The 24863-nt window shown below is 48.2% G+C and carries 25 protein-coding genes and 1 riboswitch; of the genes, 13 read left to right on the top strand and 12 right to left on the bottom strand.

Annotation, left to right across the window (positions count from 1 at the left end):
* Window positions 1-129: 129 nt before the first annotated feature.
* The 8 genes from NQ534_RS04955 to NQ534_RS04920 form a co-directional block, all read right to left on the bottom strand.
* Window positions 130-933, bottom strand: coding sequence for a class I SAM-dependent methyltransferase (locus tag NQ534_RS04955; RefSeq protein WP_006860792.1), 804 nt, complete (start codon window positions 931-933; stop codon window positions 130-132).
* 217 nt (window positions 934-1150) lie between these two features.
* Window positions 1151-1918 (bottom strand): MBL fold metallo-hydrolase, encoded by a 768-nt coding sequence (locus tag NQ534_RS04950; protein WP_006860793.1) that lies wholly within the window; start codon window positions 1916-1918, stop codon window positions 1151-1153.
* Window positions 1919-1982: 64 nt separating this feature from the next.
* The gene (locus NQ534_RS04945; protein WP_006860794.1) at window positions 1983-2504 is read right to left on the bottom strand and encodes a GNAT family N-acetyltransferase; all 522 of its coding nucleotides are present in this window, start codon (window positions 2502-2504) and stop codon (window positions 1983-1985) included.
* Window positions 2505-2527: 23 nt separating this feature from the next.
* Window positions 2528-3394, bottom strand: a complete 867-nt coding sequence (locus tag NQ534_RS04940) for an ornithine carbamoyltransferase (protein WP_242655317.1) — start codon at window positions 3392-3394, stop codon at window positions 2528-2530.
* Between the two features lie 106 nt (window positions 3395-3500).
* Complete coding sequence (locus NQ534_RS04935) at window positions 3501-3980, bottom strand: GNAT family N-acetyltransferase (protein WP_006860796.1); 480 nt, start codon at window positions 3978-3980, stop codon at window positions 3501-3503.
* Window positions 3981-4043: 63 nt separating this feature from the next.
* Window positions 4044-4397, bottom strand: coding sequence for a hypothetical protein (locus NQ534_RS04930; protein WP_006860798.1), 354 nt, complete (start codon window positions 4395-4397; stop codon window positions 4044-4046).
* A 288-nt stretch (window positions 4398-4685) separates the two neighbouring features.
* Complete coding sequence (locus NQ534_RS04925) at window positions 4686-5117, bottom strand: CPBP family intramembrane glutamic endopeptidase (RefSeq protein ID WP_006860799.1); 432 nt, start codon at window positions 5115-5117, stop codon at window positions 4686-4688.
* 20 nt (window positions 5118-5137) lie between these two features.
* A complete protein-coding gene (locus NQ534_RS04920) occupies window positions 5138-5524 on the bottom strand; it encodes a hypothetical protein (protein WP_242655318.1) in 387 nt (128 codons plus the stop codon).
* 249 nt (window positions 5525-5773) lie between these two features.
* On the opposite strand from NQ534_RS04920, the gene NQ534_RS04915 reads away from it, so the two are divergent.
* From NQ534_RS04915 to sigG, 4 genes are all read left to right on the top strand, one after another.
* Window positions 5774-6769 carry a M15 family metallopeptidase gene (locus NQ534_RS04915; RefSeq protein ID WP_050778279.1) on the top strand — a complete coding sequence of 332 codons (996 nt, stop codon included), beginning with the start codon at window positions 5774-5776 and terminating at the stop codon, window positions 6767-6769.
* A gap of 241 nt (window positions 6770-7010) precedes the next feature.
* On the top strand, window positions 7011-7226 hold the full coding sequence (locus tag NQ534_RS04910) for a hypothetical protein (protein WP_040782208.1): 216 nt from the start codon (window positions 7011-7013) through the stop codon (window positions 7224-7226).
* A 193-nt stretch (window positions 7227-7419) separates the two neighbouring features.
* Complete coding sequence (locus NQ534_RS04905; protein WP_040782309.1) at window positions 7420-8133, top strand: biosynthetic peptidoglycan transglycosylase; 714 nt, start codon at window positions 7420-7422, stop codon at window positions 8131-8133.
* A gap of 299 nt (window positions 8134-8432) precedes the next feature.
* Window positions 8433-9209, top strand: coding sequence for an RNA polymerase sporulation sigma factor SigG (gene sigG / locus NQ534_RS04900; RefSeq protein WP_006860805.1), 777 nt, complete (start codon window positions 8433-8435; stop codon window positions 9207-9209).
* Window position 9210: 1 nt separating this feature from the next.
* Here the strand turns inward: sigG and NQ534_RS04895 are convergent, their stop codons facing one another.
* Complete coding sequence (locus NQ534_RS04895) at window positions 9211-9474, bottom strand: PRC-barrel domain-containing protein (RefSeq protein ID WP_006860806.1); 264 nt, start codon at window positions 9472-9474, stop codon at window positions 9211-9213.
* 165 nt (window positions 9475-9639) lie between these two features.
* Here NQ534_RS04895 and nrdR point away from each other — a divergent pair, with 165 nt between their 5' ends.
* The 4 genes from nrdR (at window position 9640) to NQ534_RS04875 (ending at window position 15719) form a co-directional block, all read left to right on the top strand.
* A complete protein-coding gene (gene nrdR / locus NQ534_RS04890) occupies window positions 9640-10089 on the top strand; it encodes a transcriptional regulator NrdR (protein WP_040782211.1) in 450 nt (149 codons plus the stop codon).
* Window positions 10090-10149: 60 nt separating this feature from the next.
* Window positions 10150-13689 carry a DUF5717 family protein gene (locus NQ534_RS04885; RefSeq protein WP_006860808.1) on the top strand — a complete coding sequence of 1180 codons (3540 nt, stop codon included), beginning with the start codon at window positions 10150-10152 and terminating at the stop codon, window positions 13687-13689.
* Window positions 13690-13760: 71 nt separating this feature from the next.
* Entirely contained in the window at window positions 13761-14918 is a 1158-nt protein-coding gene (locus NQ534_RS04880) for a DUF5716 family protein (RefSeq protein ID WP_006860809.1), read from the top strand.
* Window positions 14919-14921: 3 nt separating this feature from the next.
* Window positions 14922-15719 carry a hypothetical protein gene (locus NQ534_RS04875; protein ID WP_006860810.1) on the top strand — a complete coding sequence of 266 codons (798 nt, stop codon included), beginning with the start codon at window positions 14922-14924 and terminating at the stop codon, window positions 15717-15719.
* A 6-nt stretch (window positions 15720-15725) separates the two neighbouring features.
* Here the strand turns inward: NQ534_RS04875 and NQ534_RS04870 are convergent, their stop codons facing one another.
* The 3 genes from NQ534_RS04870 to NQ534_RS21525 all read right to left on the bottom strand — a co-directional run bounded on the left by NQ534_RS04870 (window position 15726) and on the right by NQ534_RS21525 (window position 18110).
* Window positions 15726-16511: an amino acid ABC transporter ATP-binding protein gene (locus tag NQ534_RS04870; RefSeq protein ID WP_006860811.1), complete on the bottom strand. Its 786-nt coding sequence runs from the start codon at window positions 16509-16511 to the stop codon at window positions 15726-15728.
* 12 nt (window positions 16512-16523) lie between these two features.
* The gene (locus NQ534_RS04865; protein WP_006860812.1) at window positions 16524-17180 is read right to left on the bottom strand and encodes an amino acid ABC transporter permease; all 657 of its coding nucleotides are present in this window, start codon (window positions 17178-17180) and stop codon (window positions 16524-16526) included.
* 141 nt (window positions 17181-17321) lie between these two features.
* Window positions 17322-18110, bottom strand: a complete 789-nt coding sequence (locus NQ534_RS21525) for a transporter substrate-binding domain-containing protein (protein WP_040782214.1) — start codon at window positions 18108-18110, stop codon at window positions 17322-17324.
* A 264-nt stretch (window positions 18111-18374) separates the two neighbouring features.
* Between NQ534_RS21525 and purF the strand changes: the two genes are divergently transcribed.
* The 5 genes from purF to NQ534_RS04830 all read left to right on the top strand — a co-directional run bounded on the left by purF (window position 18375) and on the right by NQ534_RS04830 (window position 24583).
* A complete protein-coding gene (gene purF, locus NQ534_RS04850) occupies window positions 18375-19823 on the top strand; it encodes an amidophosphoribosyltransferase (protein WP_050778280.1) in 1449 nt (482 codons plus the stop codon).
* A 342-nt stretch (window positions 19824-20165) separates the two neighbouring features.
* Window positions 20166-21599 carry an adenylosuccinate lyase gene (gene purB, locus NQ534_RS04845; protein WP_006860816.1) on the top strand — a complete coding sequence of 478 codons (1434 nt, stop codon included), beginning with the start codon at window positions 20166-20168 and terminating at the stop codon, window positions 21597-21599.
* Window positions 21600-21973: 374 nt separating this feature from the next.
* Window positions 21974-22675: a Uma2 family endonuclease gene (locus NQ534_RS04840; protein ID WP_006860818.1), complete on the top strand. Its 702-nt coding sequence runs from the start codon at window positions 21974-21976 to the stop codon at window positions 22673-22675.
* A 110-nt stretch (window positions 22676-22785) separates the two neighbouring features.
* Window positions 22786-23238 (top strand): MarR family winged helix-turn-helix transcriptional regulator, encoded by a 453-nt coding sequence (locus NQ534_RS04835; protein WP_040782218.1) that lies wholly within the window; start codon window positions 22786-22788, stop codon window positions 23236-23238.
* Window positions 23231-24583, top strand: coding sequence for an MATE family efflux transporter (locus NQ534_RS04830; protein ID WP_006860820.1), 1353 nt, complete (start codon window positions 23231-23233; stop codon window positions 24581-24583). Before NQ534_RS04835 ends, NQ534_RS04830 begins: the two co-directional genes overlap by 8 nt.
* 127 nt (window positions 24584-24710) lie before the next feature.
* Window positions 24711-24818, top strand: a riboswitch (TPP riboswitch).
* Window positions 24819-24863 lie beyond the last annotated feature (45 nt).

The raw sequence follows: 24863 nt of genomic DNA, 5'->3' as shown, positions 1-24863 counted from the left end.
TGGGGAAAAGGGAACATTTATTACCGGTTCCACTTTCCTGATTGACGGCGGTGCAAGTTGCCTGTTGCATAACAATATAAAGCATTTTCAAAGTGTCAAACTGAAATTTTTTTCGTTCTGCAAATGGAATTAATCTTTTTCAAATATCAGAATCTTTTGCGTGAATTTTTTTGCAACAGGCAACAATGCAAAAAATTTATATACAGATGAAAATAACTCCATGCCACGAAGAATATTATCATCTTTTATTTTGTGATATCCTGTCGTCATATTCCCAAGTTCTTCAAAATGATCTGCCCCGAAAACAAATTTTGAGCCTGTTTGCTGTATGGATTTTTCTATTCCTTCTTTCTTTACCCATGTCTTTGCCAGACATTCCATAAGAATATAGGCATTATCAAAGTTATCCTTTATTATTTTTAATATCTTACCATTTTCTTCTGCTGTCAGATACATTGATAATCCTTCAATGATAAAAAGCATTTTCCCCCGCACTTTTACTTCTTTTGACCATGCAGGATCAAGTGCAGAAATTCCTATCGTAGAAACACGTCCGGATTCCTCGAAAATCTGATTGCGGATTGCTATCGTTTCTGGCAGATCCAGATTGTACCAGGTAATTTTACCATTATCCATGCGATAAAATCTCGTATCCAGACCACAGGCAATGTTAACCACCGTACAATCAGGATTTTTCTCTATAAAATTCTTTACCAATTCATCAAAAACGATAGTTCTGGCAATTACCCCTTTTCCCATCGTAGAATCCTTGGCTGCTGTAGAAAAATCATAATCAATTTTGTCGACTAATTCTACCGCCTTTGCATCATAGAATTTATTATGTTTACTTTTGGAATATTGGGCTCTGGCATAGAAGCTCTGAAGCATTGTCTCAGCACTACCACTGATAGTGGGTTTTACTCTTTCACTCATACATTTACCTCTTTTGCAATATGGTTAGATTTGGCTAACTTGATTGTACCATATCTTATGCAGATAAACAATTTCAAATTGCATCTAAACTAAAAAGAAAATCTGATTCCATCGCTGTACAGATACCAATCTGCCTGCAAAAAGGGGTGGTGCAATTTTTCCCACCTCTTTACATTCTTATATAATCTATTTTATAAACTGGAATTTTTCTTTTTCATTACATATGTTCATGAGCACATAATACTCCCAAACAATTTTTATCTTTACTTTTTCCTTTTATCCATTTCAAACATTTCATCATGTTATCTGCATTATATAAAGGTCCCGGAAGAATTCCTTTTTCCCACGACGCTTTCATATAGCCATTATCTCCAACCACAAGATAATATTTTCCATTCTCCATAATTTTATAAATCACGCTTCCGGCAGAATGTGTGGGTGTCAGGTATGCAATAACACTGCCATCTCCAAAAACATCTGAAGATTTACCAAAAATCGCTTGAGTGTCCGCCCTAAAATCAATATACTCAAATGTCAGACCCTTTAATATTTTTCCATATCGAATACCATTCTTATGTGCATACTCATATTCTTCTCTTGCGCAGATTATTTTTTTCTCTGTAAAATCATGCACTCCAGAGACATGATCACAATCTAAATGTGTCATCAAAATACAGTCTACCGGTTTCCCTTTAAGTTGATGGTTTGCAGATTCCGTCTTTAACATCACCGGCTCACTTGCAAAATTCAATCCAAACCCAAGATGTCTTTTTGCGTTGTCCACAACCTGCTCGCTCCATCCTGCATCAATTAAAAAAGCATGGTCTGCCACCGTAACATAAAAGCATTTTACCGGTACTTTTATTCTACTGTTTTTACTTTGAAATAACCGGCTGTATGCTTTCTTCCATCTATGTTTACTCCGATCTGGTACACTGCTTGAAACTAATGTCCAGCCGGTTTGTATTGTTTCAATCTTCATCATCTTAACTCCTATCTGTTAATTCTGGTGTGATACTGATAGCTTAATACAAATCCCAATTTATTGATTATAAAACTCTTTCAAGGTAGAGATGATTTTTATGTGCAATTACATCTCCCACCTTTTTAGGCGCACTTGCAACTATTTCAAATCCATTTTTCTTATATAAAGACACCGCCGGAATATTTTGACTTCCTGTATCCAAACGCAAAGTTTTACAATTATAGGTTTTCGCTAATTCAACAGCATATCCTATAAGTAAAGTTGCAATCCCTTTTCCAGACATACTCGGACGCACCATAAGAAGATGAATTACCATAACTTCATCTTTAGAGAAATTACCTTTCCACGGAATATCGGCATATTCTGTTGGCTGAACTTTATCAATAATAATGCTCCCGCCAATGCTTCTGTTTTCCTCATATACAAACATTGTTTTCAAGTTTATGGCGCGTTCCGCGTCTGCTCTCGTTGGATACACGCCCTTCTTAAATACGGTATAGGCTTCATGCTCTATTTCGTACTTGAAATGTTCATTATAAGTATCTTCAATCAAATCTATATCATCTAAAACCGCTTTTCTAATCATAATGTATCCTCCAAAATTGGAAGTTATCGAGTTAAACAATAAATCATTATTGCTTGTTGAACCTCTAACAGATACTTCTTAAATTCATATCCAACAAAATAATCTGATTCAATCACTTCTTCTGAAACTTCTTCACCACGATAAAAAGGCGGGCAGGGATTTAGGATTGCACCATCATTTGCCATTTTCATTACATCAGTCGTAACATGACACTCTTTAAAATCTACAAGAGCTTTTGCAGGCAACGGGTCAGTACATACAATGTCTTTACCCATCACCGCATCACGAATATTATTATAGGTTGTCAAACCCTCGATTTCATAACCTATGCCACAACATTGTTCCAGACTGAATCCCATGACCTCAGAAGCTTCTTTCCACGCTAAGCCAATATTTCCTCGTTCTCCGACAAATAAGAAGCTATCTTTTATAAAATCCTTTCGTATCTTAGACAAGGTATACATATCTGCCAAAACCTCACACGGATGATTCACATCTGTCATAGCATTGATAACAGGTACTCTTAAACAAGCAGATATTTGTTCCAGTAAGTGAATGTCTTTGTGCCGCACGATAACCAAATCAGCCCAGTTATTCAGGTATCCACACACATCCCGTATATCCTCTTTTTTGTCCAGGGTCTCCATAGGAAAGAGAATTGACTGTCCTCCTAATAAATAGATTCCTTTCTCAAATGTTACCCTGGTTCTAATACTGGAATCAGGAAAAAATAAAATCACACTTTTTCCTTTGAGTAGTCCCCGGTATTTTCCTTTTCTAACTTCATCTGTCAGTGCAAATATATCATAAATATCATTTACATTGTAGTCTGTCAATCTAATTAAACTTTTCAAGACACTGACCTCCATAGAACTTTCTATTTGTTTCAAACTTATCTTCCTGAACTGCCGTTCAGAAAGCATCTCTTGCTTTCCGAACGGTCAATTCCGATTTTTCCGATTTTACGCTCTCTGCAACTTCTTGACAAATGGGAATTTATCTATGGATATACATTCTTGTCATATCAGGCTCATTATCTCCTTGAACCATACACAAAAATTCCCAACCATATCTTTCATAAAAACTTGTATGGTCTGTAATCAAATAGATAGGAGTAATTCCTTTGGATTTCATATCTTTCACAACAATATCAAGTAACTGTCCCGCAATTCCTTGACAGCGATATTCCTTGTCTGTATATACTGCACATACATTTGGCGTAAGGTCTTTCCTGTCATGAAAATCATTTTCGATTACTCCAAGACCACCTACGATACGTTCTTTATCTAAGCAAAGATACCAACCATATTCTGTTTCATGATTAAGATAGGCTTCCATACATTCAAGATAGGCTTCTCGTGGCACTTCCCATTTATTATGAAACCATGTGGCTGCTTTTTCTTTTAATTCAGGTTTTTGTCTTAAAGTAACATAGATGTAGCATTTGCTTTCCCTGATTATATCGCTTGTTTGCACTCAAGCACACTCCTTTTTCAATTCCGATTTTGCGCTCTCTGCGCCTTCCGGACAAACGAAAATTTAGTTGTTCCACTCATATTCTGATTCTAAACCGTCTGGAATATCAGTTACATCAATTTCTTTCATCAGCATAGCAATGTTGTCTACGGTATATAAATCAATAATCCACTCGTCAACGGAATACCCCTTGTACTCATATATTTTATCATCTTTGCTATCATCAATGACACCTATTTGCTCGCCACATTCAGTTTTTGAAATGACACAATACGGGACATATGTTTTGTCTTCCCAAATGATTGCAGTATAATCATCATACACTTCTGTCGTCATATTTGCTAACTCCTGTTTGGAACAGGCACAAAACGAGAATATCATTACAGCAATTAGAAGTACGTAGTATGTTCTTTTCATTGACCTTTCCTCCCCAACCCCGATATTTCTCGGCTTGGTCTATCAGTTCCTTTCGCTCATGGAGCAGCTTCTCCGTCTGCCTGATTGCGCTGTTGGTATTCCTGTACCGCTTTTTCATATCCGACACAACTTCCTGCAATTCCAAAAGGGCGGGCGGCTGTTCTGGACGTCCGGAAGGGATAGGAACGGAAAGAAATGGATTGAACCCTTGCGCTCGGCTCTTTTCTTCTGGTTGAGAAGTTTCCGTTTCTTGTTCTGCAACTGCCGAATTTCGTTTTTTGATACTTATTACACTTTTGCCTTTTTCTTAATCATACATATTGCTGCTAAAGTAACTACAATATAACCTAATAATGCAATAATTGATGATTCAATTCCAAATTCTCCGCCAGTAAAAACAAAATCTTTTGAATCAAGTACATATGTCATAACCGAATATTCATCTGCCTTTTCGCTTATTGATAAGCCCCCGCCAATAATTAAAATATTCCAAAGTGAATGGACAACTCCGCTGTTCCAAACAGAACCACTTTCAATAGCAATCATTGAGAACATTATTCCCACCATTGTTCCTGCAATAAGAACCAACAGGCTACTTATAACGGAAAAATCCATTCCTATAATATGTATCAATCCAAATAAAGCTGATGGAATGAATACAGCCACTTTAATATTCCATTTCTCTTTTAACAAATTTAGGATAACTCCACGAAAAACCATTTCTTCAACAAAACCAGCGGCTATGCCTGTAAAAAAATACCAGCACTCAGTGTTGAAAAAATCTGATTACGATTCATTCCAGAAGAAACGTACTTTCCGGGAAAGAAAAAAAGATAGACCGCCTTTATTGTCACAGGTAATAATATACCTATAATAATCCATTTAACTTTAATTGAAAACCTTGGCATTCCCAAATTGTCTATTTTTATTTTAAGCATCTTCTGTGAAAATAATTTTAATAAAACAAATGCAAATCCAACATATATAATTCCTGCTATAATATTGCATATGCCTTCCGGGACTTTAACTAAAACAAACAAATTTGCCACTAACTGAGCCAATATTTGAGCTACTACCAATACAATGATTGCTCCCAGGGCTCCTCCTATTGCCTTTTTTGTACTCATAAAATTCTCTCCTTTATCTTCAATATTGTAAAAATTTGCTACCAGCTCAATAAACCTCGTTTGTAGATTTTTCCATTCTACCATAATTCGCCTGTGTTTTCTACCCCCACATTCGATGGGAAATTCCCAGGCAGTCGTGGTTATGATATTGCGCAATCTGCGGGGATAAGGTATACTGTTACCAGATGATAATGATACATAAGCTGTATGTGTGATTATGCAGATGTTTTTATCCGGAGGAAGCCGCAAATGAAAAGTCACAGAAAGAAAAGCTACATATTTCTGATAATACTGATGTTTCTGAGCCTGGTGCAGGCATCGGCGTATGCCGTGGAGGTGCGGGCGGCGGACCGGCAGCCGCCTGCGGTCACGGTTTCTGCGGCTGGGACGAAAGCCGGTTTCATTCTATACTGGAATAAGCGTGCGGATGTTTCCGGCTATGAAATTCAGTATTCTGCAGATAAATCCTTTAAGAATGCGAAAAAACTGCTGATTACGCAGAAAGGAGCTTCTTCCAGGACAATTAAAAATCTGAAAGCAAATAAGACTTATTATGTGAGAATGCGTACATATGTGACCTCTGGCAGCAGCCGGATATATAGCAGATATTCTAAAGCTGTCTCAGTAGCGACGGCTTCTTCCGGTGCGTATCTTTATAAAGAGGGATTTTACTGTGAAAAAATTCCGGCTGCGGTGAAAAAACGCATGATGGGAAAATCATACCGGACAAATTCACACATTAAATTATCGGATCTGCGTTATGTACGGGTATTATATTACGATTATAACGGCAAAATCAAAAGTGGTGAGCTGGTCGTAAACAGAAAGATAGCGAAAAAAACGGTGAAGGTTTTTTACGAGCTTTATCAGATAAAATATCCCATACAGAAAATGGTATTAGTTGACAACTATGGCGGCTCGGATGAAAAATCAATGTCCGCAAATAACACATCCGCATTTAATTATCGCACTATCAGCGGAAGCCGGAGCCTCTCGAACCATGCATATGGGATGGCGATTGACCTGAATCCGATGGTAAATCCGTATGTGAAAAACGGGCGCGTGTCCCCTGCGAACGGTAAGCTGTACAAAGAGAGAAATGTATCAAAATGCCGGGGAAAGTATAAGAAAAATATGATACATAAAAATGATAAGGTATATAAAATTTTTAAAAAATACGGCTTTACCTGGGGAGGCGACTGGTCCTCGCCGAAGGATTATCAGCACTTTGAGGCAAGAAGCTGATGGGGAATTTTAAGACGACACCCTCTGTAGCTTAAAGATATCAGCAAGGTGCTGGTATTAGCTACAGGGGGATTTTTATGCACGGAGGTTAGCTGTGGCTAATCTCAATCAGAGCCACTGTCCTCATGGTTATCCGGGATAAAGCACAGATAAAGGCATCCCACGGAAGATTCTGGCTTACAATAATGTAAGTTGCTTTTTGAACCGGGAGAAATATAATGATGTTAAGGGGGACGATTTAATGAGTGATATTTTAACGGACGGCAGAGAGAAAAGTCATTTTCAGACAGGCGAAAGGAACAGGACTGTCTGCAGGAAGACGCTCCGCGCAATGGTACTTACTGCAGGAGGTGGGCTTCTGATGATTCTTCTGGTACCGGCGGGGATTTTGTTTTTAGGGATTTCATTTGTCTGGAAACTGACCGACTACCTGTTGAAAAAACTAGACAACGAATGAGACACAGGGAGATTTGCCGCGCGGACCAGATGAGATACAGGCAGATTTGCCGCGCGGACCGAATGAGACACAGGGAGATTTGTCGCACAGAACGGACATGCGCGGAAGAGCCTGCCGTGCAGGTCTTGCAGAGAAGTATGACGCGGCGTGCGAGGAAGATGGGTGTATGATAGAAAAGAAAGCGGGAGATTATATGAAGAAAAGACATCGACTGAGAAAACTTCTGGGAATACTGTTTGTGATTCTGCTGCTTGCGGCAGCGGGGGCGGCGGCTTATTTTGGAATCAGAGGCTACGATATGTACCGGACGGCGACGGAGCAGGAATCCATTGCGGAGAGGGTGGAGGAAATCCGCAGTATGGAACATTTCACATATTATGAGGAGCTGGCTGATTTTTATATAGACGCGGTGATTTCCGCGGAAGACCACCGGTTTGAAAGTCATCCGGGAATTGATGTGATTGCCATCTGCCGCGCGGCATGGACGGACCTGAGGACGCTTTCCTTTAAGGAAGGCGGCAGTACGATTACACAGCAGCTCGCCAAAAACATGCTGTTTTCCCAGGAAAAATCCATCGACCGCAAGGTGGCGGAGGTGTTTGCGGCATTGGCGCTGGAAGCGGATTACAGTAAAAAGGAAATCTTTGAGCTGTATGTCAATACGTTGTATTTCGGCAGCGGTTATTATGGGATTTATGAGGCGGCGGAGGGATATTTTGACAAGCTTCCCGCGGAGCTGACAGATTACGAGGCGGCAATGCTGGCGGGAATTCCGAACGCGCCATCCGTCTATTCCCCGGATGAAAACGGAGAGCTTGCCATGCAGCGCACGGAACAGGTGCTTTCCTGCATGGTGAGAAATGCGTGCATCACACAGGAGGAGGCAGAGAAAATACAGATGCATTGAGTACGAAGAAACATTAAATGCGAAGAAATATCAAATGTGAAGAAATATCAAATGCGAAGAAACGTGGACCCGTGATGCGGGCGCCGGGCGCATGTCTGCCTGGCGGAAATTTGTCAAGGTCTAATAATTTTTATATTTTTTGTAAAACCGCATAAACGTGTTTTAATATGAGAATTCTTTTACCGGGATGGTTTTTACTGTCCCGGTAAATTTTTCGCCTATATGGAAACCAGCAATTTTCCATAAGGCGGGAAACCTTTGCGCATCCGCGCACACTGAACGTAAGGAGGGTTCTTGCAATGGCACTGAACAAGGTGGAAATATGCGGAGTTAATACATCAAAGCTTCCGGTTCTGACGAATGAGGAAAAGGAGGAGCTGTTTGAGCGTATCAGACAGGGAGATATGGAAGCGAGGGAGCTGTACATCAAGGGCAATCTGCGCCTGGTTTTGAGCGTCATAAAAAGATTTTCGGCAAGCAACGAAAATGCGGATGATTTATTTCAGATTGGCTGTATCGGGCTGATGAAGGCAATCGACAATTTTAATACGGAAATGGACGTAAAGTTTTCCACGTATGCGGTGCCGATGATTATCGGGGAAATCCGCCGCTATCTGCGCGACAATAACTCCATCCGGGTAAGCCGTTCGCTGCGCGATACGGCTTACAAGGCACTTTATACGCGGGAAGCTTACATGAAAAAGCATCTGAAGGAGCCGACCATCAACGAGCTGGCGGAAGAAATCGGCATCTCCAGGGAGGACATCGTCTTTGCGATGGACGCGATACAGAGCCCTTTAAGTCTGTACGACCCGGTTTACTCGGAGGGCGGCGACACGCTCTATGTAATGGACCAGATTAGCGACAAAAAGAACAAAGAAGAAAACTGGGTGGAATCGCTGGCGCTGCAGGAGGCGATGAAGCGGCTGAGCGACCGCGAGCGCAAAATAATCAATATGCGGTTTTTTGAGGGAAAGACCCAGATGGAGGTTGCCGCAGAAATCTGCATATCACAGGCGCAGGTCAGCCGCCTGGAAAAAAGCGCGCTGAAAAGTATGCGCAATTTCCTGCGGTAGCTTATCTGCCTTTGTCCCTGTCTTTGTCTTTTTCCTTTGGAAGCTCAACGAGAATGATATCCTTTCCAATCTGGCAGATGCACCGCCAGGGAATGATGATTTCCGCCTCGTGCCCCCAGAAGCAGGAGAGACGGCTGCCGCCCGGCACGATCAGCGCCGTGATGCAGCCGTCCTTCGGATCGAATTCCACATCGATTACGCATCCGAGGGAGGCGCAGGTGCACACATTAATAACTTCCTTCTGGCGAAGCTCGCATACTCTCATAGATTACCTCTGCTTTACAAAAAAATCATTTTACTTTAGTATATGCGATTGACAGCCAGACTTCAATCCGATATACTTTTAAACAGGGGTATCTGGTCATGCGGCATTGGGCACAGCATCTGCCGCCGTCATGACGGAAAAGAGGATACACAGGAGGAAGGCAGTATGAAATGTCCGTTTTGTAATCAGGATAATACCAGAGTTGTGGATTCAAGACCGGCGGACGATAACAGTTCCATCCGCCGCCGCAGGCTCTGCGATGAGTGCGGGAAGCGCTTCACGACCTATGAAAAGGTGGAGACCATACCGCTGATTATTATAAAAAAAGACCAGAACCGGGAGCAGTATGACAGAAGAAAAATAGAGAGCGGGGTGCTCCGCGCATGCTACAAGCGTCCGATTTCCGCACAGCAGATCAACGATACGATCGACCGGATAGAGACGGAAATTTTCAACCGTGAGGAGCGTGAGATACCGAGCAGCATTATCGGAGAAATCGTGATGGAGCGCCTGAAGGAGCTGGATGCGGTGGCGTATGTGCGTTTTGCTTCTGTGTACCGCGAGTTTAAGGACGTCAACACGTTTATGGACGAGCTGAAGAAAATATTAAATTAAAAGTCTGGGCTGCCGCAAACTTGCATTTGCTGCGGCCCTTCCCTCTATAAGGAGCACACATTGAAAAAGAGAATTGGAGAACTACTGAAGGAAAAATTTGAATATGCGCCGGAGAAGCTGCAGCTTTCCACGCAGAAGCTGGAGGGAGCGATTGCGGCGGACCGGGTATTTCACGGGAAATTTTCCGTGGAGGCGGGCGGCGGAGGACAGGCGCAGGGCTTTGTGTATTCCACAAATGCAAGAGTGACAATTTCGCCGGAGGTATTTATCGGCAGGAAGGAGACCTTCCGTTTCCAGGCGGACCCGGCGGGTCTGAAGGACGGGGAAATGCTGGAGGGCGCTTTTGTCATCTGCGCGGATTCCGGGGAGTACACGCTGCCCTACTGTCTGCAGGCGGCAAAGCCGCAGCACAGAAAGACAGAACCGCTGCAGATGACGCCGGAAGCGTTCGCGCAGCTTGCAAAGGGGGATTTCGGCAGAGCATACGTGCTGTTTGCTTCGACGCAGTTTGTGCAGACGGTGCGCGGCTGGGGTACACGCGCTCTGACGCTGTATGAGGGACTGCAGGGGACGGCGGCGTCCTACCGCTCCCTGGAGCAGTTTCTGGTGGGGATGGGGCTGAAGGAGCCGGTCACAGTGAGCCTGGCGTCTGAACACCTGTCCATGAAAAACCCCGGCGATAACGAGCGGGAGGAGCTTTTGCTGCTGAAAAACACCTGGGGATTTGCACCGCTGTCATTTTCCTGCGATGCGCCGTTCCTTACGATAGAGCGGCCGGAAATCACGACAGATGAGTTTGTCGGCAGCTCGTATCATATTGGTTTTGTGATTCACCGGGAACATCTGCATGCCGGGCGGAATTTTGCACGCATCACCGTGAATACAGAGTGCCGCACGCAGAGCTGTGTGGTGGAGATATTAAATACGCCGCATCCGGCATCGGAGAGGCGGGGGCTGCGCAGGCGGCAGGAGATTCTGCAGCTTCTGCACGCTTATATCGATTACCGCGCGGGTAGAAACGGCGTCCGGGAGTGGAGCGGGATTTCCTTAAGCTGTCTGGATAATCTGCACCGGGCGGGCGGTGAGAATCTGTTTTACGACCTTTACCGGGTCTATATTTTATTTACGGCGGGAGACAGTGTGGAAGCGCAGATACGCCTGGGAGAGCTTGCGGAGCAGAATACGGGGCGCTATCCGGCGCAGTGGAAGGGCTTTTATCTTTATCTGACGACGTTTGAAAACAAGGAAAAGGAGCATCTGGAATATGTGCAGCAGGAAATCCAGGAGCTGTTTCTTGCAAATCAGGAAAACTGGGTGCTGCAGTGGCTGATGCTGAAGGTGAACGACAGTCTGTTCCGCAGCGATTCCGAGCGTCTGGACGCGTTGCGCCGCCAGTATCTCTGCGGCTGCCACAGCCCGGTGATGTATCTGGAAGCCTGGGAGCTTCTGAAAAAGGAGCCGCTGCTGCTGCGCGGTCTGGAGGCGTTCGAGATTCATGTGCTCGCCTTTCTGTGCAAGGAAAAGCTGCTGGACCGGGAAATCTGCGGGCAGGCGGCACAGATTGCCATGCGCCACGCCACCGCCTGGAATCCGCTGCTGTGCGGGGTCCTCTGCCGCTGCTATGACGCATATCCGGGAAAAAATCTGCTGACGGCAATCTGCTCGCTGCTGATGAAGGGGCATAAAGACAGTCCCCGGTACAGCAGGTGGTTCGCGCGGGGCGTTGAGCAGGATATCCGTCTGGCGGGACTTTATGAGTATTATGCCCGGAGCGCGCAGGATCTGAATGTCCGGGAGCTGCCGCAGGCGGTGCGCATGTATTTTTCTTATAACAATACACTGGAGAGCGGAAAAAAGGCGGCGCTTTATGCCAACATCATCCGCAACCGCGAAAAGGACGCGCAGACGTTTGAGACTTACCGGCAGACGATGGAGCTGTTTATGGAGGAGCAGCTTCTGGAGGGGCGGATGAGCGAAGACCTTGCCCTTATCTATGAGACGCTGCTGACGCCGTATGTGCTGACGGAAAAGCTGGCGGACGGACTTTCGCGGGCGCTGTTCACATATGAGATTACCTGTGAAAATCCGCATATCCGCCATGTGATTGCAATCCACCGGCAGCTCAGAGGAGAGCAGCGGGTGCAGCTTGTACAGGGAAAAGCGTGCGTGCAGATTTACAGCCCGGACTGCTGCCTTCTGCTGGAGGACAGGGACGGCGCGCGCATTGCGGATCTGTCGTTCGCCGCGCACCGGCGCCTGCTGGCGGTGCCTGCTCTGGAGGAATACTGCCGCGGGCAGGTGCCGCTTCCGGAGGGGATGCTGCTGCATGACTGCTGCAGTCTGATGGAGGAGGCGCCGGTCTCAGAAGGTGATACCGGCAGGCTGGTCCGCTTTATGGAGCTGCCGCAGCTTGGCGATGAAAGCCGCAGAAGCGTGCAGGAGAAGCTCCTGCTTTATTACAGCGGGCATCCGCGGGATGCGTATCTGACGGAATATCTGGAGCGTGCGGATTTTGAGGAGCTCTCCGGGGAGCATATGCAGGAGCTGGTGGAGCTGCTTGTCTCGGAGGGAATGGGAGAACGGGCGTATGCGCTGGTGCAGAAATATGGTCCGGAGCATGTCGCCTCCCATACGCTGGTGCGCCTGTGCAGCAGACGGATCGCAGAGACGGAGCAGCGGGAGGACGCCTTCCTGCTGGCGCTGTGCGCGCGCTGCTTTTTCGACGGAGTCTACGATGAGCCGGTGCTGCGCTATCTGCTTTCGTATTATGAGGGACCGGCAAAAAGCATGAAAGCGCTCTGGCAGGCGGGACAGGGCTTTCTGATGGAGGACTACAGTCTGGAGGAGAAAATCCTGGTAACGGTGCTGTATACGCGCCAGGATATGGAGCAGACGGAACCGGTATTTGTCTCTTATTGCAGGAAGGCGGGGAATACCAGAATCTGCCGGGCTTACGTAATCTGGATGTCCTACTGCTATTTTGTGCGGGAAATGCCGGTGGAGAAGAGTGTTTTTACGTATATAGAACAGCATATCATCGGAGAAATCGATGCGCCGCAGATCTGCCAGCTTGCGCTGCTGAGATATTACACGCTGGCGGAAAAGCTGGGGGCGGGGCAGCAGAAGTGGCTGCAGTATCTCCTGGAAAAATACACGGAAAAAGGTATGTATTTCCGCTTTTACCAGAAGCTGCCGGAACGTCTCCTGCGCCATCTGAACCTGCACGATAAATTTCTTGTGGAATACCGCACCGATCCGGAGAACCGCGTGACGCTGCATTACCGTCTGAATGGCGGGAAGGAGCAGACGCTGCTGCTTCAGGATATTTACGAGGGGATTTTTGTGTATGCGTTTACGCTGTTTTACGGGGATAAGCTGGAATGGCATCTGGAAATCGAGGGCAGAGGAAAAACGGAGCAGACGCAGCCGCAGAAAATTGTGTGCAGCAGGCGTTCCCACCGCGGTCAGATGGGGCGCTATGAGCTGACCAACCGGATGGCGGAAGCCGTTTCGCGCCAGGACAAAAAACAGCTGAAAGAAATCCGCGAGCAGTACGTCGGACAGCAATATCTGGTGGATGAGCTTTTTGGAATAAACTGATGAGCCGTGGAAAATAAAAACCGACGGAGGCTCATCCGGCGGAATTAAACTAACATAACTGAGGAAAACAGATGAGAAAAACAATAATCGGACTGGACCTTGACAGGGAAAGTTCACAGATTTCTTATTACAGTGAGAGGAGCATGGAGCCGGAGACGGTCAGCATCCAGGAAAACCAGGACCGCTATCTGATTCCGACGCCGTCCGACCTGTTTACCCTGATCGAGGGCAAGGTCGAGCTGGGGCAGATGACGCTGGCGAATTTTTTAAAGACCTGCATCGGGTACATCGGACCGTCCGTGAAGCCGGAAAATGTCTGCATCATGATTACCATGAAGGAAATCACACTTGCCTGGGCGGACGCGCTGCGCAACGCCTGCCAGATGATTGGCATTCCGGGGGAAGCGGTGTTTCTGCAGACGCACCGGGAGAGCTTCTGCTGTTACACACTGAATCAGAAAAAAGAGCTCTGGATACACCGCGTGGCGCTCTTTGAATATGAGGATACGAAGATTTCTTCCTATATCATGGATATCGACTATCATACGAAGCCGGCGCTGGTGCGCGCAGAGACTGGAAAATCCATCAATCTCGGCAGGCAGGGCGCGCGCTCGCAGGAGCAGTGGAATGAGCAGCGCGACGCGCGTTTTCTGGAAATGATAGAGGAGGTATTCCAGAACGATACCTTCTCGGCGGTTTTTCTGATAGGGGACAGCTTTGATAAGACATGGGCGGTGGAATCGCTGCAGTATCTGTGGAGCAACCGGCGCCGCCGCGTTTACCAGGGGCGCAATCTGTACACAAAGGGCGCCTGCTACGCGGCGATGCAGCGCATGGATATCGGAAAAAGGCTGGACGATTTTCTCTATCAGAGCGAGGATCTGGTGGAGCACAATCTGAGTATGCAGATGGAGCACCGCGGAAAGCAGAGCACGCATATGCTGATTAATGCGGGCACCAACTGGTTTGAAGCGGAATATACCTGCGAGTTTATTCTGGATGACACGGATGAGGTCGTTATTTACGCGCGGTCCATGATGGGCGGGGAGGCGGAGAGCTACAGCATTGTGCTGAAAAATCTGCCGGAGCGCCCGAAGCGGACGACGCGGCTGCAGATGCGGCTGAAATTTATCTCACAGGGGCGCTGCAAAGTAACGATTCGCGACCTCGGCTTCGGGGAATTTTACCCGGCGTCCGGGAAGGTCTGGGAAAGTGTTTTGGAGGTATAGCAGATGGGAGGATACTATCTATGTGAAACGCCGCGGGCGCAGCATCCCTTTTATATTGAGAGCATCGGCATCCATATCTGGTCTATCGAGGAGCTTTGCTATTATATGAAGGAAAACGTCTATCTTCTGGACGAGACGATTCTGAACGAAAGGCTCTGCACCTGGCTGGCGGAAGAGCTGGGTCTGAAAAAGCTGGGACGGGTGCTGAAAAAGGCGCTGGAGACGGAGGCGCCGGCGATGGATTTTGTGATGCCCATTTTCCAGGAATGCGGCTATCTGACGCGCACGGAGCTGCTGTATTTTAAGGAAGAGCTGCAGCAGGTGCAGATTGAGCCGCAGGATACCCGCAAAAAAATGAAGGCGGATTATCTGGTAAACTACGGGATGTATGTGCGCGCGATAGAGGAGTATGAAAATATTCTGTTTACGCGCAGTCCGGGCAGGCTCGGCACGCAGTTTTATGCGGTCGTGCTGGAAAATATGGCGACGGCGTATGCGCATCTGTTCCGCTTCGAGGAGGCGGCGGACTGTCTCTGGGAATCGTACAGCGCCCTGAAGTCACGGAAGGTATACGATAAATACCTGTGCGTTCTTCCGCTGTTTCTGTCCGAAAAGCGCTATCAGGAGCGGCTGGAGGAGATTAAGGCGGACCGGGATCATGCGGAAAAAATGAAGGAGGACACGGTGGCGATTCTGCGGGAGGCGCAGGAGAGCCGGTTTGCAAAAGAGTGGGACGCGCTGCCCGTAAAGGAGCAGCTTGCGAAGCTGAAGGAAGACTATTTAAGAATGAGTCAGGGGTAGCCTGTGCTACCCCTGTGTGTATCTTGCGAGAAATTGTCTGGTGCGCTCTTCGCGCGGATGGTTGATGACGTCGTCGGGAAGTCCCTGTTCAACGATCAGACCGCCGTCCATAAAGATGACCTGGTCCGCCACGTCGCGGGCGAATGCCATTTCGTGGGTGACGATGATCATGGTGGTCTTGCGCTCGGCAAGCGCGCGGATGACTTTGAGCACCTCGCCGGTCAGCTCCGGGTCCAGGGCGCTGGTCGGCTCGTCAAAGCAGAGAATATCCGGTTTCAGGGCAAGAGCGCGGGCAATCGCCACACGCTGCTGCTGTCCGCCGGAGAGCTGGTGCGGATAATGTCCCTCCCGCTCGGAGAGCCCCATCTGCGCAAGCAGCTCACGTCCATGCGCGTTGATTTCCTCCAGAACAGCTTTTTTGTTCTGCCGGAAATCCGGTCTTTCTTTTGCCAGCAGGCGCTCGGCAAGCGTCACGTTTTCCAGCGCCGTATACTGCGGAAAGAGGTTGAAGGACTGGAATACCATGCCGAAATGCAGCCGCTTTGTGCGGATATCCTTTTCGTTTTCTGCTTTCGGGCGGGCTGCGTCAAAGAGCGTATTGCCCCTTACTGTGATGGTGCCGCAGTCCGGCGTTTCCAGGAAATTCAGACAGCGCAGAAGCGTCGTCTTTCCGGAACCGGAGGAGCCGATGATAGCAAGCGCGCTGCCCTCCTCCAGCTCAAAGCTGACGTCCTCCAGCACCTTCGTATTGTCAAAATGTTTTTCAATGTGCTTCACTTCTAAAATTGCCATACATCTGTCTCCTCAGCGGAAATAATCCAGTTTCTTTTCAATATAGTTAAAAAGCAGCGTCAGAATGCCGACGAATACAAGATAAAATACTCCGGTATAAAACAGCGGCCATGTCAGACCGGCGGATTTCATGAAGGAATAACCGGCAAAGGTCAGCTCCTGCGCGGCAATGATGCGCGCAAGCGAGGTGTCTTTTACCAGCGTGATAATCTCGTTTGACATCGGCGGAACGATACGCTTAATCATCTGCAGCAGCGTGACCTTAAAGAAAATCTGGCTCTTTGTCATGCCAAGCACCTGCCCCGCTTCGCGCTGACCGGCGGGAACACCTTCGATGCCGCCGCGGAAAATCACGGAAAAATAGCAGGCGTAGTTGATGGTAAAGGCGACGACGGTTGCCGTGATGCGTCCGGCTTCCCCGCCGCTCCAGATATTGTGTCCGAACCACAGACCGGGACCGTAAAAAATGATGATAAGCTGCAGCATCAGCGGCGTGCCGCGGATGATCCAGACGATGAGCTGGATAAGATAGCTCAGGGGACGGCATTTGCTGATGGTGCCGAAAGCAAGCAGCAGACCGAGCGGCAGCGAAAAAATCAGCGTAAAGAAAAAAATCTGAAAGGTGGTCGCAAGACCGCTCATCAGCGTGCGTGTAACATTTAAAAGCATGATAAAATTCTCCTGTTTACCGGATTAAGGCAGAGAGCGGATGCCCTCTGCCTTTCTGGGCTCACAGGAAAGCCTGCGGGACCTCCTGTGAGATAAAATAAGCGTTATACTTTGGTTGCAGCACAGATGTGCCGCTGCTGTTTATTCTGCCGGAACGACGATTACCTGCGCGTTGTTGCAGTAAGCATTCGTGCATTCCATAGAGGATTTCACCTCGTCGGTAAGCGTCATACCGTTCCAGACAACATCGATGTTTTTCGCGTCAAGCTCCATGATTTTGTTGTCCCAGTCGATTTCCACAAATTCCACTTCCACGCCGAGCTTTTCTGCCACCAGCTTCGCCATATCAGCGTCGAAGCCGATCCAGTCGCCGTTGTCATCCTTGTAATCCATCGGTGCGAAGTCGGTGATGCCGACGATGAGAGAGCCCTTATCCTGGATGTAGGCAACGTCGCTGTCCTCTGCAGCTTCCGCTGTTTCCTCAGAAGCCTCCGGCTGCTCCACCAGCGCTTCCTGCACGCCGTATGTGGTGGCAATCTCCTCCATCGTGCCGTCCGCATAGCTCTCCGCAAATACATTGTTTATGTAAGCGGCAAGGTCGGAGCCCTTGCGGCAGCCTACGCCGTATTCTTCCTCTGTAAGCTCGTCCGTATGTGTCAGATCCGGATAGCTGGTGCCCTCGCCGATCATGGCGCCCGCCATCAGAAGGTCGATGATTGCCGCGTCGGAAGTGCCGGAAGCAACCTCCATCAGTGCGTCAGCCTGTGATGCAACGGAATTGTAGGTAAAGCCGTTGTCCTGCGCGGCAGCTTCTCCGGCAGAGCCCGCCTCTACCGCATAGGTAAGGTCTTCGTTTGCGGATACGCCCGCGAAAGAGAGGGAAGCCAGCAGCATGGTTCCGCATAATACATAAGCCAATTTCTTTTTCATAATGATTCTCCTCCAGAAACGATTTTTGGTACATTCGTTTAATATATTATCATAGTAAAGTGATGAAGTAAAGAAGTTTTTAAAAAAGAATTGCATTTCCGGGTGTCATGAAGTATAATAAAGCGCGTAAAAATGGTGAGAACTCAATGGGGAGTGCGGCAGCGGCGTGTACGTGGGTATGCGCGGCGTCGGCTCCCCTTTTATCTGATGCTTTCAGTGAGGCGTCCGGCAGCAGGAGAGAAGAACAGGGAGGATTCGGAATTTATGAGAGAAGAGGAAATACATCAGCAGTGTGAGCCGGAGGAAGGGCTGCATGAGGAATGCGGCGTCTTCGGCATGTACGATCTGGACGGAAAGGATGTGGCTGCGCCGATATATTACGGGCTGTTTGCGCTGCAGCACCGCGGGCAGGAAAGCTGCGGTATTGCGGTGAGCGATACGAATGGACCGAAGGGAAAGGTGATTTCCCACAAGGGCATGGGGCTGGTAAATGAAGTGTTTGTGGATGGAACGCTGGAGGCGCTGAAGGGGGATATCGGCGTCGGTCATGTGCGCTATTCGACCGCCGGGGCGAGCACCCGCGAAAATGCGCAGCCGCTGGTGCTGAATTATGTAAAGGGAACGCTGGGGCTGGCGCACAACGGCAATCTGATTAACGCGAATGAGCTGCGCCACGAGCTGGAGTACAGCGGGGCGATTTTCCAGACAACGATTGACACGGAAGTGATTGCCTATCACATCGCGCGGGAGCGGATTGGTTCCCGGAATGTCGAGGAAGCAGTTTTAAAGGCAATGAAAAAAATAAAAGGGGCTTATTCTCTGGTGGTGATGTCGCCGCGCAAGCTTATCGGGGCGCGCGACCCATTCGGCTTTAAGCCGCTGTGCATCGGAAAGCGCGATAATGCCTGGATTATTACCTCCGAGACCTGCGCGCTGGAGACGCTGGGCGCGGAATACGTCCGCGACGTGGAGCCGGGAGAGGTGGTGGCAATCACCAGAGACGGCATTTCCTCGGATAAGAGTATGTGTATTCCCAAAGAGCAGCATGCGCGCTGCATTTTTGAGTATATTTATTTTGCAAGACCGGATAGCCACATCGACGGCGTGAGCGTTTACGGCTCCCGCATTAAGGCGGGACGTTTTCTCGCTATGGATTCCCCGGTGGAGGCGGATCTGGTGGTGGGCGTTCCGGAATCGGGAAATGCGGCTGCCCTTGGCTATTCCCTGCAGTCGGGGATTCCATACGGGAGCGCGTTTGTGAAAAACAGCTATGTGGGGCGCACCTTCATCAAGCCAAAGCAGAGCAACCGCGAATCCAGCGTAAAAATCAAGCTGAACGTGCTGCGTGAGGCGGTGGCGGGAAAGCGCGTCATCATGATTGACGATTCCATTGTGCGCGGAACCACCAGCGACCGCATTGTGAAGATGCTGCGCGACGCGGGAGCGACGGAGGTGCATATGCGTGTCAGCTCTCCGCCCTTTCTGTGGCCGTGCTACTTTGGAACCGACGTGCCCGCGCGCGACCAGCTGATTGCCTGTAACCGCAGCGTGGAGGAAATCCGTCAGATAATCGGGGCGGACAGCCTGGGTTATCTGCGGCTGGAGCGCCTGCGCGAGATGGTAAACGGACTGGAAATCTGCACCGGATGTTTTACCGGCAAGTACCCGATGGAGCCGCCCACGGAGGACATCCGCGGGGACTATGATGCATAAACCTGCACGGTCTGTTTTAAAAGCAGCTGCTTAACGCCATGCAGACCACAGACCGCCTGTTTACACAGGCTATTCGCTGCTTTGCAGCTCCTGTCTGTGGTTGATGTGCGGTCTACGCTCCGCTTCGGTCGGCGCTAAACGAGTCCCACCGGGACTCAGCGCCCGCACATCCATAAAAATGGGAATACAGCCCTTGGCAAGTAAACTTGCACGGTCTGTTTTCCCATTTTTACTGCATGGCTGAATTGCTGCCTGCAAAATGGTTATTGACTTGTACGGGTAAACATGCGAAGATAAATAGGAAAAGATTCTTAGATTCTGAATAATGGAAAGGAAGAAGCTATGATGAACGACAGATATCAGAGCCCGTTATCGGAGCGTTATGCAAGCCGCGAAATGCAGTACATTTTTTCACCGGATATGAAGTTTAAGACCTGGAGAAAGCTGTGGATTGCGCTGGCAGAGACAGAAAAGGAGCTTGGTCTGAACATCACGGATGAACAGATAGCAGAGCTGAAGGAGCACGCGGAGGACATTAACTACGATGTGGCGAAGGCACGTGAGAAGGTAGTGCGCCACGACGTTATGTCGCACGTTTACGCCTATGGCGTGCAGTGCCCGAAGGCGAAAGGCATTATCCACCTGGGAGCGACCTCCTGCTACGTGGGAGACAACACCGATATTATTGTAATGGCGGAGGCGCTGAAGCTGGTGAAGAAAAAGCTGGTCAATGTCATTGCGGAGCTGGCGAAATTTGCCGATACCTATAAGGCGCAGCCGACGCTTGCCTTCACGCATTTCCAGCCGGCGCAGCCGACGACCGTCGGAAAGCGCGCGACCCTGTGGATGCAGGAATTCCTGATGGACCTGGATGATTTAAACTATGTGCTCGGCAGTCTGAAGCTGCTCGGCAGCAAAGGAACGACCGGTACGCAGGCGAGCTTTCTGGAGCTGTTTGACGGCGACCAGGAGAAAATTGACAAAATTGACCCGATGATTGCGGAGAAAATGGGATTTGAGGCATGTTATCCGGTTTCCGGGCAGACGTATTCGCGCAAGGTGGATACCCGCGTGCTCAATGTCCTTGCCGGCATCGCCGCGAGCGCACACAAATTCTCGAATGACATCCGTCTGCTGCAGCATCTGAAGGAGGTGGAGGAACCGTTTGAAAAGACCCAGATTGGCTCCTCGGCGATGGCGTATAAGAGAAATCCGATGCGCAGCGAGCGTATCGCCTCCCTGTCCAGATTTGTAATCTGCGATGCACTGAATCCGGCAATTACCTCGGCGACGCAGTGGTTTGAGCGCACGCTGGACGATTCCGCCAACAAACGTCTGTCCGTCCCGGAGGGTTTTCTGGCGGTGGATGGCATCCTGGACCTCTGTCTGAACGTGGTAGACGGTCTGGTGGTTTATCCGAAGGTCATCGAAAAGCATCTGATGGCGGAGCTGCCGTTTATGGCTACGGAAAATATTATGATGGATGCGGTAAAAGCGGGCGGCGACCGTCAGGAGCTGCATGAGAAAATCCGGGAACTTTCAATGGAAGCCGGAAGGAATGTAAAGGTAGAAGGAAAAGAAAACAATCTTCTGGAGCTGATTGCTGAGGATGAAGCGTTCAATCTGACGATGGAAGAACTGCAGAAAACGATGGATCCGGCAAAATACGTCGGACGCGCACCGCGCCAGGTGGACGTATTCCTGGAGAAAAATGTAAAACCGGTTCTGGAAGAAAACAAAGAGCTTCTCGGTCTGAAAGCAGAAATTAACGTATAGGGCAGAGCCGGCACACTGGCAGGAAGAATAACTGTCGTATGGGCGGGAAGAACAAGATAAGGAATAAACAGGGAATGAAGGAATCCGCAGCAGATAATAGCTGCCGGGTTCCTTTTTTGTTGCCATGCATACGACCAAAACGTCCGGTGGACGTTTTTTGGCTCTGCAGTAACAGCGTGAAATGTCCGCATGGCAGCAGTATGAAAGAAAGCGGAGGACAGCCGGAAAAAATGGCGCACTTTATGAAGCTGTATGTTAAAATGAGGAATATAAATAATTTGAGATATTTATTATAAAATATATTGACAAATAAAACAAGTATGTTAATATAGAAAATAATATATAACACAAAGCGTGTGGAATGGAGGAAACATATGGATAAAAAGATGATTGACGGCGGAAAACAGAACAGCAGAGGGGAGCAGACAGAAGCTGCGAAAGAGTATCCTTTAGAGGGTCTGGTGAAAACAGATGGCATGGTGTGTGAGGCGCTTGCGGCGTATCTTCCGGCAAAAAAACAGGGGGAGTTTACGGTAGAGGACCTGGCAAACATTCCGGATGAACAGCGGGTGGAACTGATTGACGGGGTGATTTTTGAAATGGAGGCTCCGTATACGATTCACCAGACGATAGAATTGGAGATTTTTGCGAGATTAAGAGCATTTATCATGGAAAAAGGCGGGAAATGCGTGCCGTTTGCTGCTCCGGTGGATGTGCAGCTTGACTGTGACAATAAGACCATGCTGCAGCCGGATGTGATGGTTATTTGTGACAGAGAGAAAAACAATGGTAAGCGCATTTATGGAGCGCCGGATTTTATCGCAGAGGTATTGTCAAAATCTACAAGGAAAAAAGACCTGCTCATAAAAACAGTAAAATATGAAAACGCCGGTGTGCGCGAGTGCTGGATGATAGACCCGGATAAAAAACAGATTCTCGTATATGACTTTGAGAGAGAAGGATATCCTGTTATTTATGGATTTGATGATGAGATTCCCGTGCGTATATTTGAAGGGGAATGCAAAATTAATTTTAGAGAAATTCATGATTATCTTAAAGAAATCTATGGGGTGTGAGAGCCACAGCTAAGAAAAGATCCTTCGAACCTTTACTTGACAAAAAAGAGAACCAGCGTTATTATTACCGAAGGTAATTATCTTTGGTAATAATGGCGAGGAGGTTTGGTATGACTGTTGAGAAAATAAAGGAGATGCTGGACGCCTGTTATCAGGCAAAACGAATCCGCGATATGCTTCCGCCACTGCCGGCGGGCGTTACGCCTTCTTACATACAATATCTTGACGTTATTGAGAATCTGGAACGCCGGGGCGTCCGGGTAAAGATTTCGGACATCAGCAGTGCGCTGGGGCTTCCAAGACCGGGAGTGACCAGGACGGTCAAGGAAATGGAGAATAAGGGGTATCTGACGAAAATTGCTTCTGCGGAGGATGGGCGTATTATCTATATTTCCATGACAGAATCCGGGAAACAGTTGTCATACAGATATAACGAGCAGTATTTCAGCGTCCTGGCGCCGCATCTTGCCGATATTTCCGAAGAAGATGCGGACTGTATGATCCGGATTATAGAAAAATTTTATCGTGGAACGTGTGAGTGGAGGGATTCTTTTTATGAATGAGAAAACAGATTTTACACAGGGCAGTATTTTGAAAAAGCTGGCATATTTTATGCTTCCGATTTTAGGTGCGCTGGTGCTGCAGGCGGCATATGGAGCGGTGGATCTGCTGGTGGTGGGAAGATTCGGTTCCACCTCCGGGCTTTCCGCGGTTTCCACCGGCAGCCAGGTACTGAATCTTGTTACCTTTGTGGTTACGCAGCTTGCAATGGGCATTACCGTTCTGATTGCCCGCTATCTGGGAGAAAAGCGTTCGGAAGCGATCGGTCCGGTCATTGGCGGTGCGGTGGTTGTGTTTGCCCTGATTTCTGCAGGGCTTTTTGTCCTGATGGTATGCTTTGCACGTCCAATCTCGGTCCTGATGCAGGCTCCGGCGGAAGCGGTCGATCTGACGTCTGACTATGTGCGCATTTGCGGAAGCGGTATTTTCTTTATCGTGGCATATAATTTGCTTTCCGCTGTTTTCAGAGGTCTGGGAGACAGCAGATCGCCGCTGCTCTTTGTACTGATTGCCTGTGTGGTCAATGTGATCGGCGATCTGGCGCTGGTTGCCGGGCTGCATATGGATGCGACCGGCGCGGCGCTTGCGACGGTTTTTGCGCAGGCGGTCAGTGTGGTGTGCGCCGTGGTAATGCTTGTGAAAAAAGGGCTTCCGTTCCCCATTACCAAAAAAGATTTCCGGCTGAATCCGCAATGCCGGAAGTTTCTGAGCATCGGGCTGCCGCTGGCACTGCAGGAATTTCTGACGCAGGTTTCTTTCCTGGCCCTGTGTGCGTTCGTGAACCGTCTTGGTCTGGAGGCTTCTTCCGGCTACGGCGTTGCCTGCAAGATCGTAAACTTTGCCATGCTGATCCCAAGCGCGCTGATGCAGTCGATGGCATCCTTTGTTTCTCAGAATGTGGGAGCCGGAAATACAAAGCGGGCGAAAAGCGCGATGTTTACCGGTATTGGCGTAGGACTGGTATTTGGCTGTGCGGTATTTGCCCTTGTTATGCTGAAGGGCGATGTGCTGGCAGGATTCTTCTCCACGGATGCTGCGGTTGTCCGGAAGGCATTTGAGTATCTGAAGGGCTTTGCGCCGGAAACGATCCTGACGGCTGTTCTGTTCAGTATGATTGGCTATTTTAACGGAAACGATAAGACGCTCTGGGTTATGGTGCAGGGGCTTGTTCAGACGCTTCTGGTACGGCTGCCGATGTCTTATTTTATGAGTATTCAGCCCAACGCCAGTTTGACCATGATCGGGCTTGCCGCTCCGACATCTACAGCCGTGGGGATCTTATTAAATATTGTATTTTATATATATTTAAATAAGAAAGCGCCCCAAAAGCGTGCTCAGAAAGCGTAGATGTTACGGTTTCCTATACTACGTCGCCCTGCTCAGGGATTTCTGTGTACGTCACTCTGCTCAGGGAGATTTCTGTGTCTTGACAGTATCGTCCTGCCATGATATGATGACAAAAACAAAATAAATAACATAGATACAGGGGAGCTTGTGAAGCGGGCTGAGAGGAAGTAATCAAACTTCGACCCTTTAACCTGATTTGGATAATGCCAACGTAGGAAGTAGCAGAGATTGTATTCTTTGGGAGACACGAATCAGTGCCTCCCTTTTTTCGTTCAGGGAA

Origin of the sequence: Marvinbryantia formatexigens DSM 14469 (assembly GCF_025148285.1) — a bacterium.
GTDB classification, from domain to species: Bacteria; Bacillota; Clostridia; order Lachnospirales; family Lachnospiraceae; genus Marvinbryantia; species Marvinbryantia formatexigens.
This window is presented reverse-complemented; position numbering and strand designations above follow the sequence as displayed.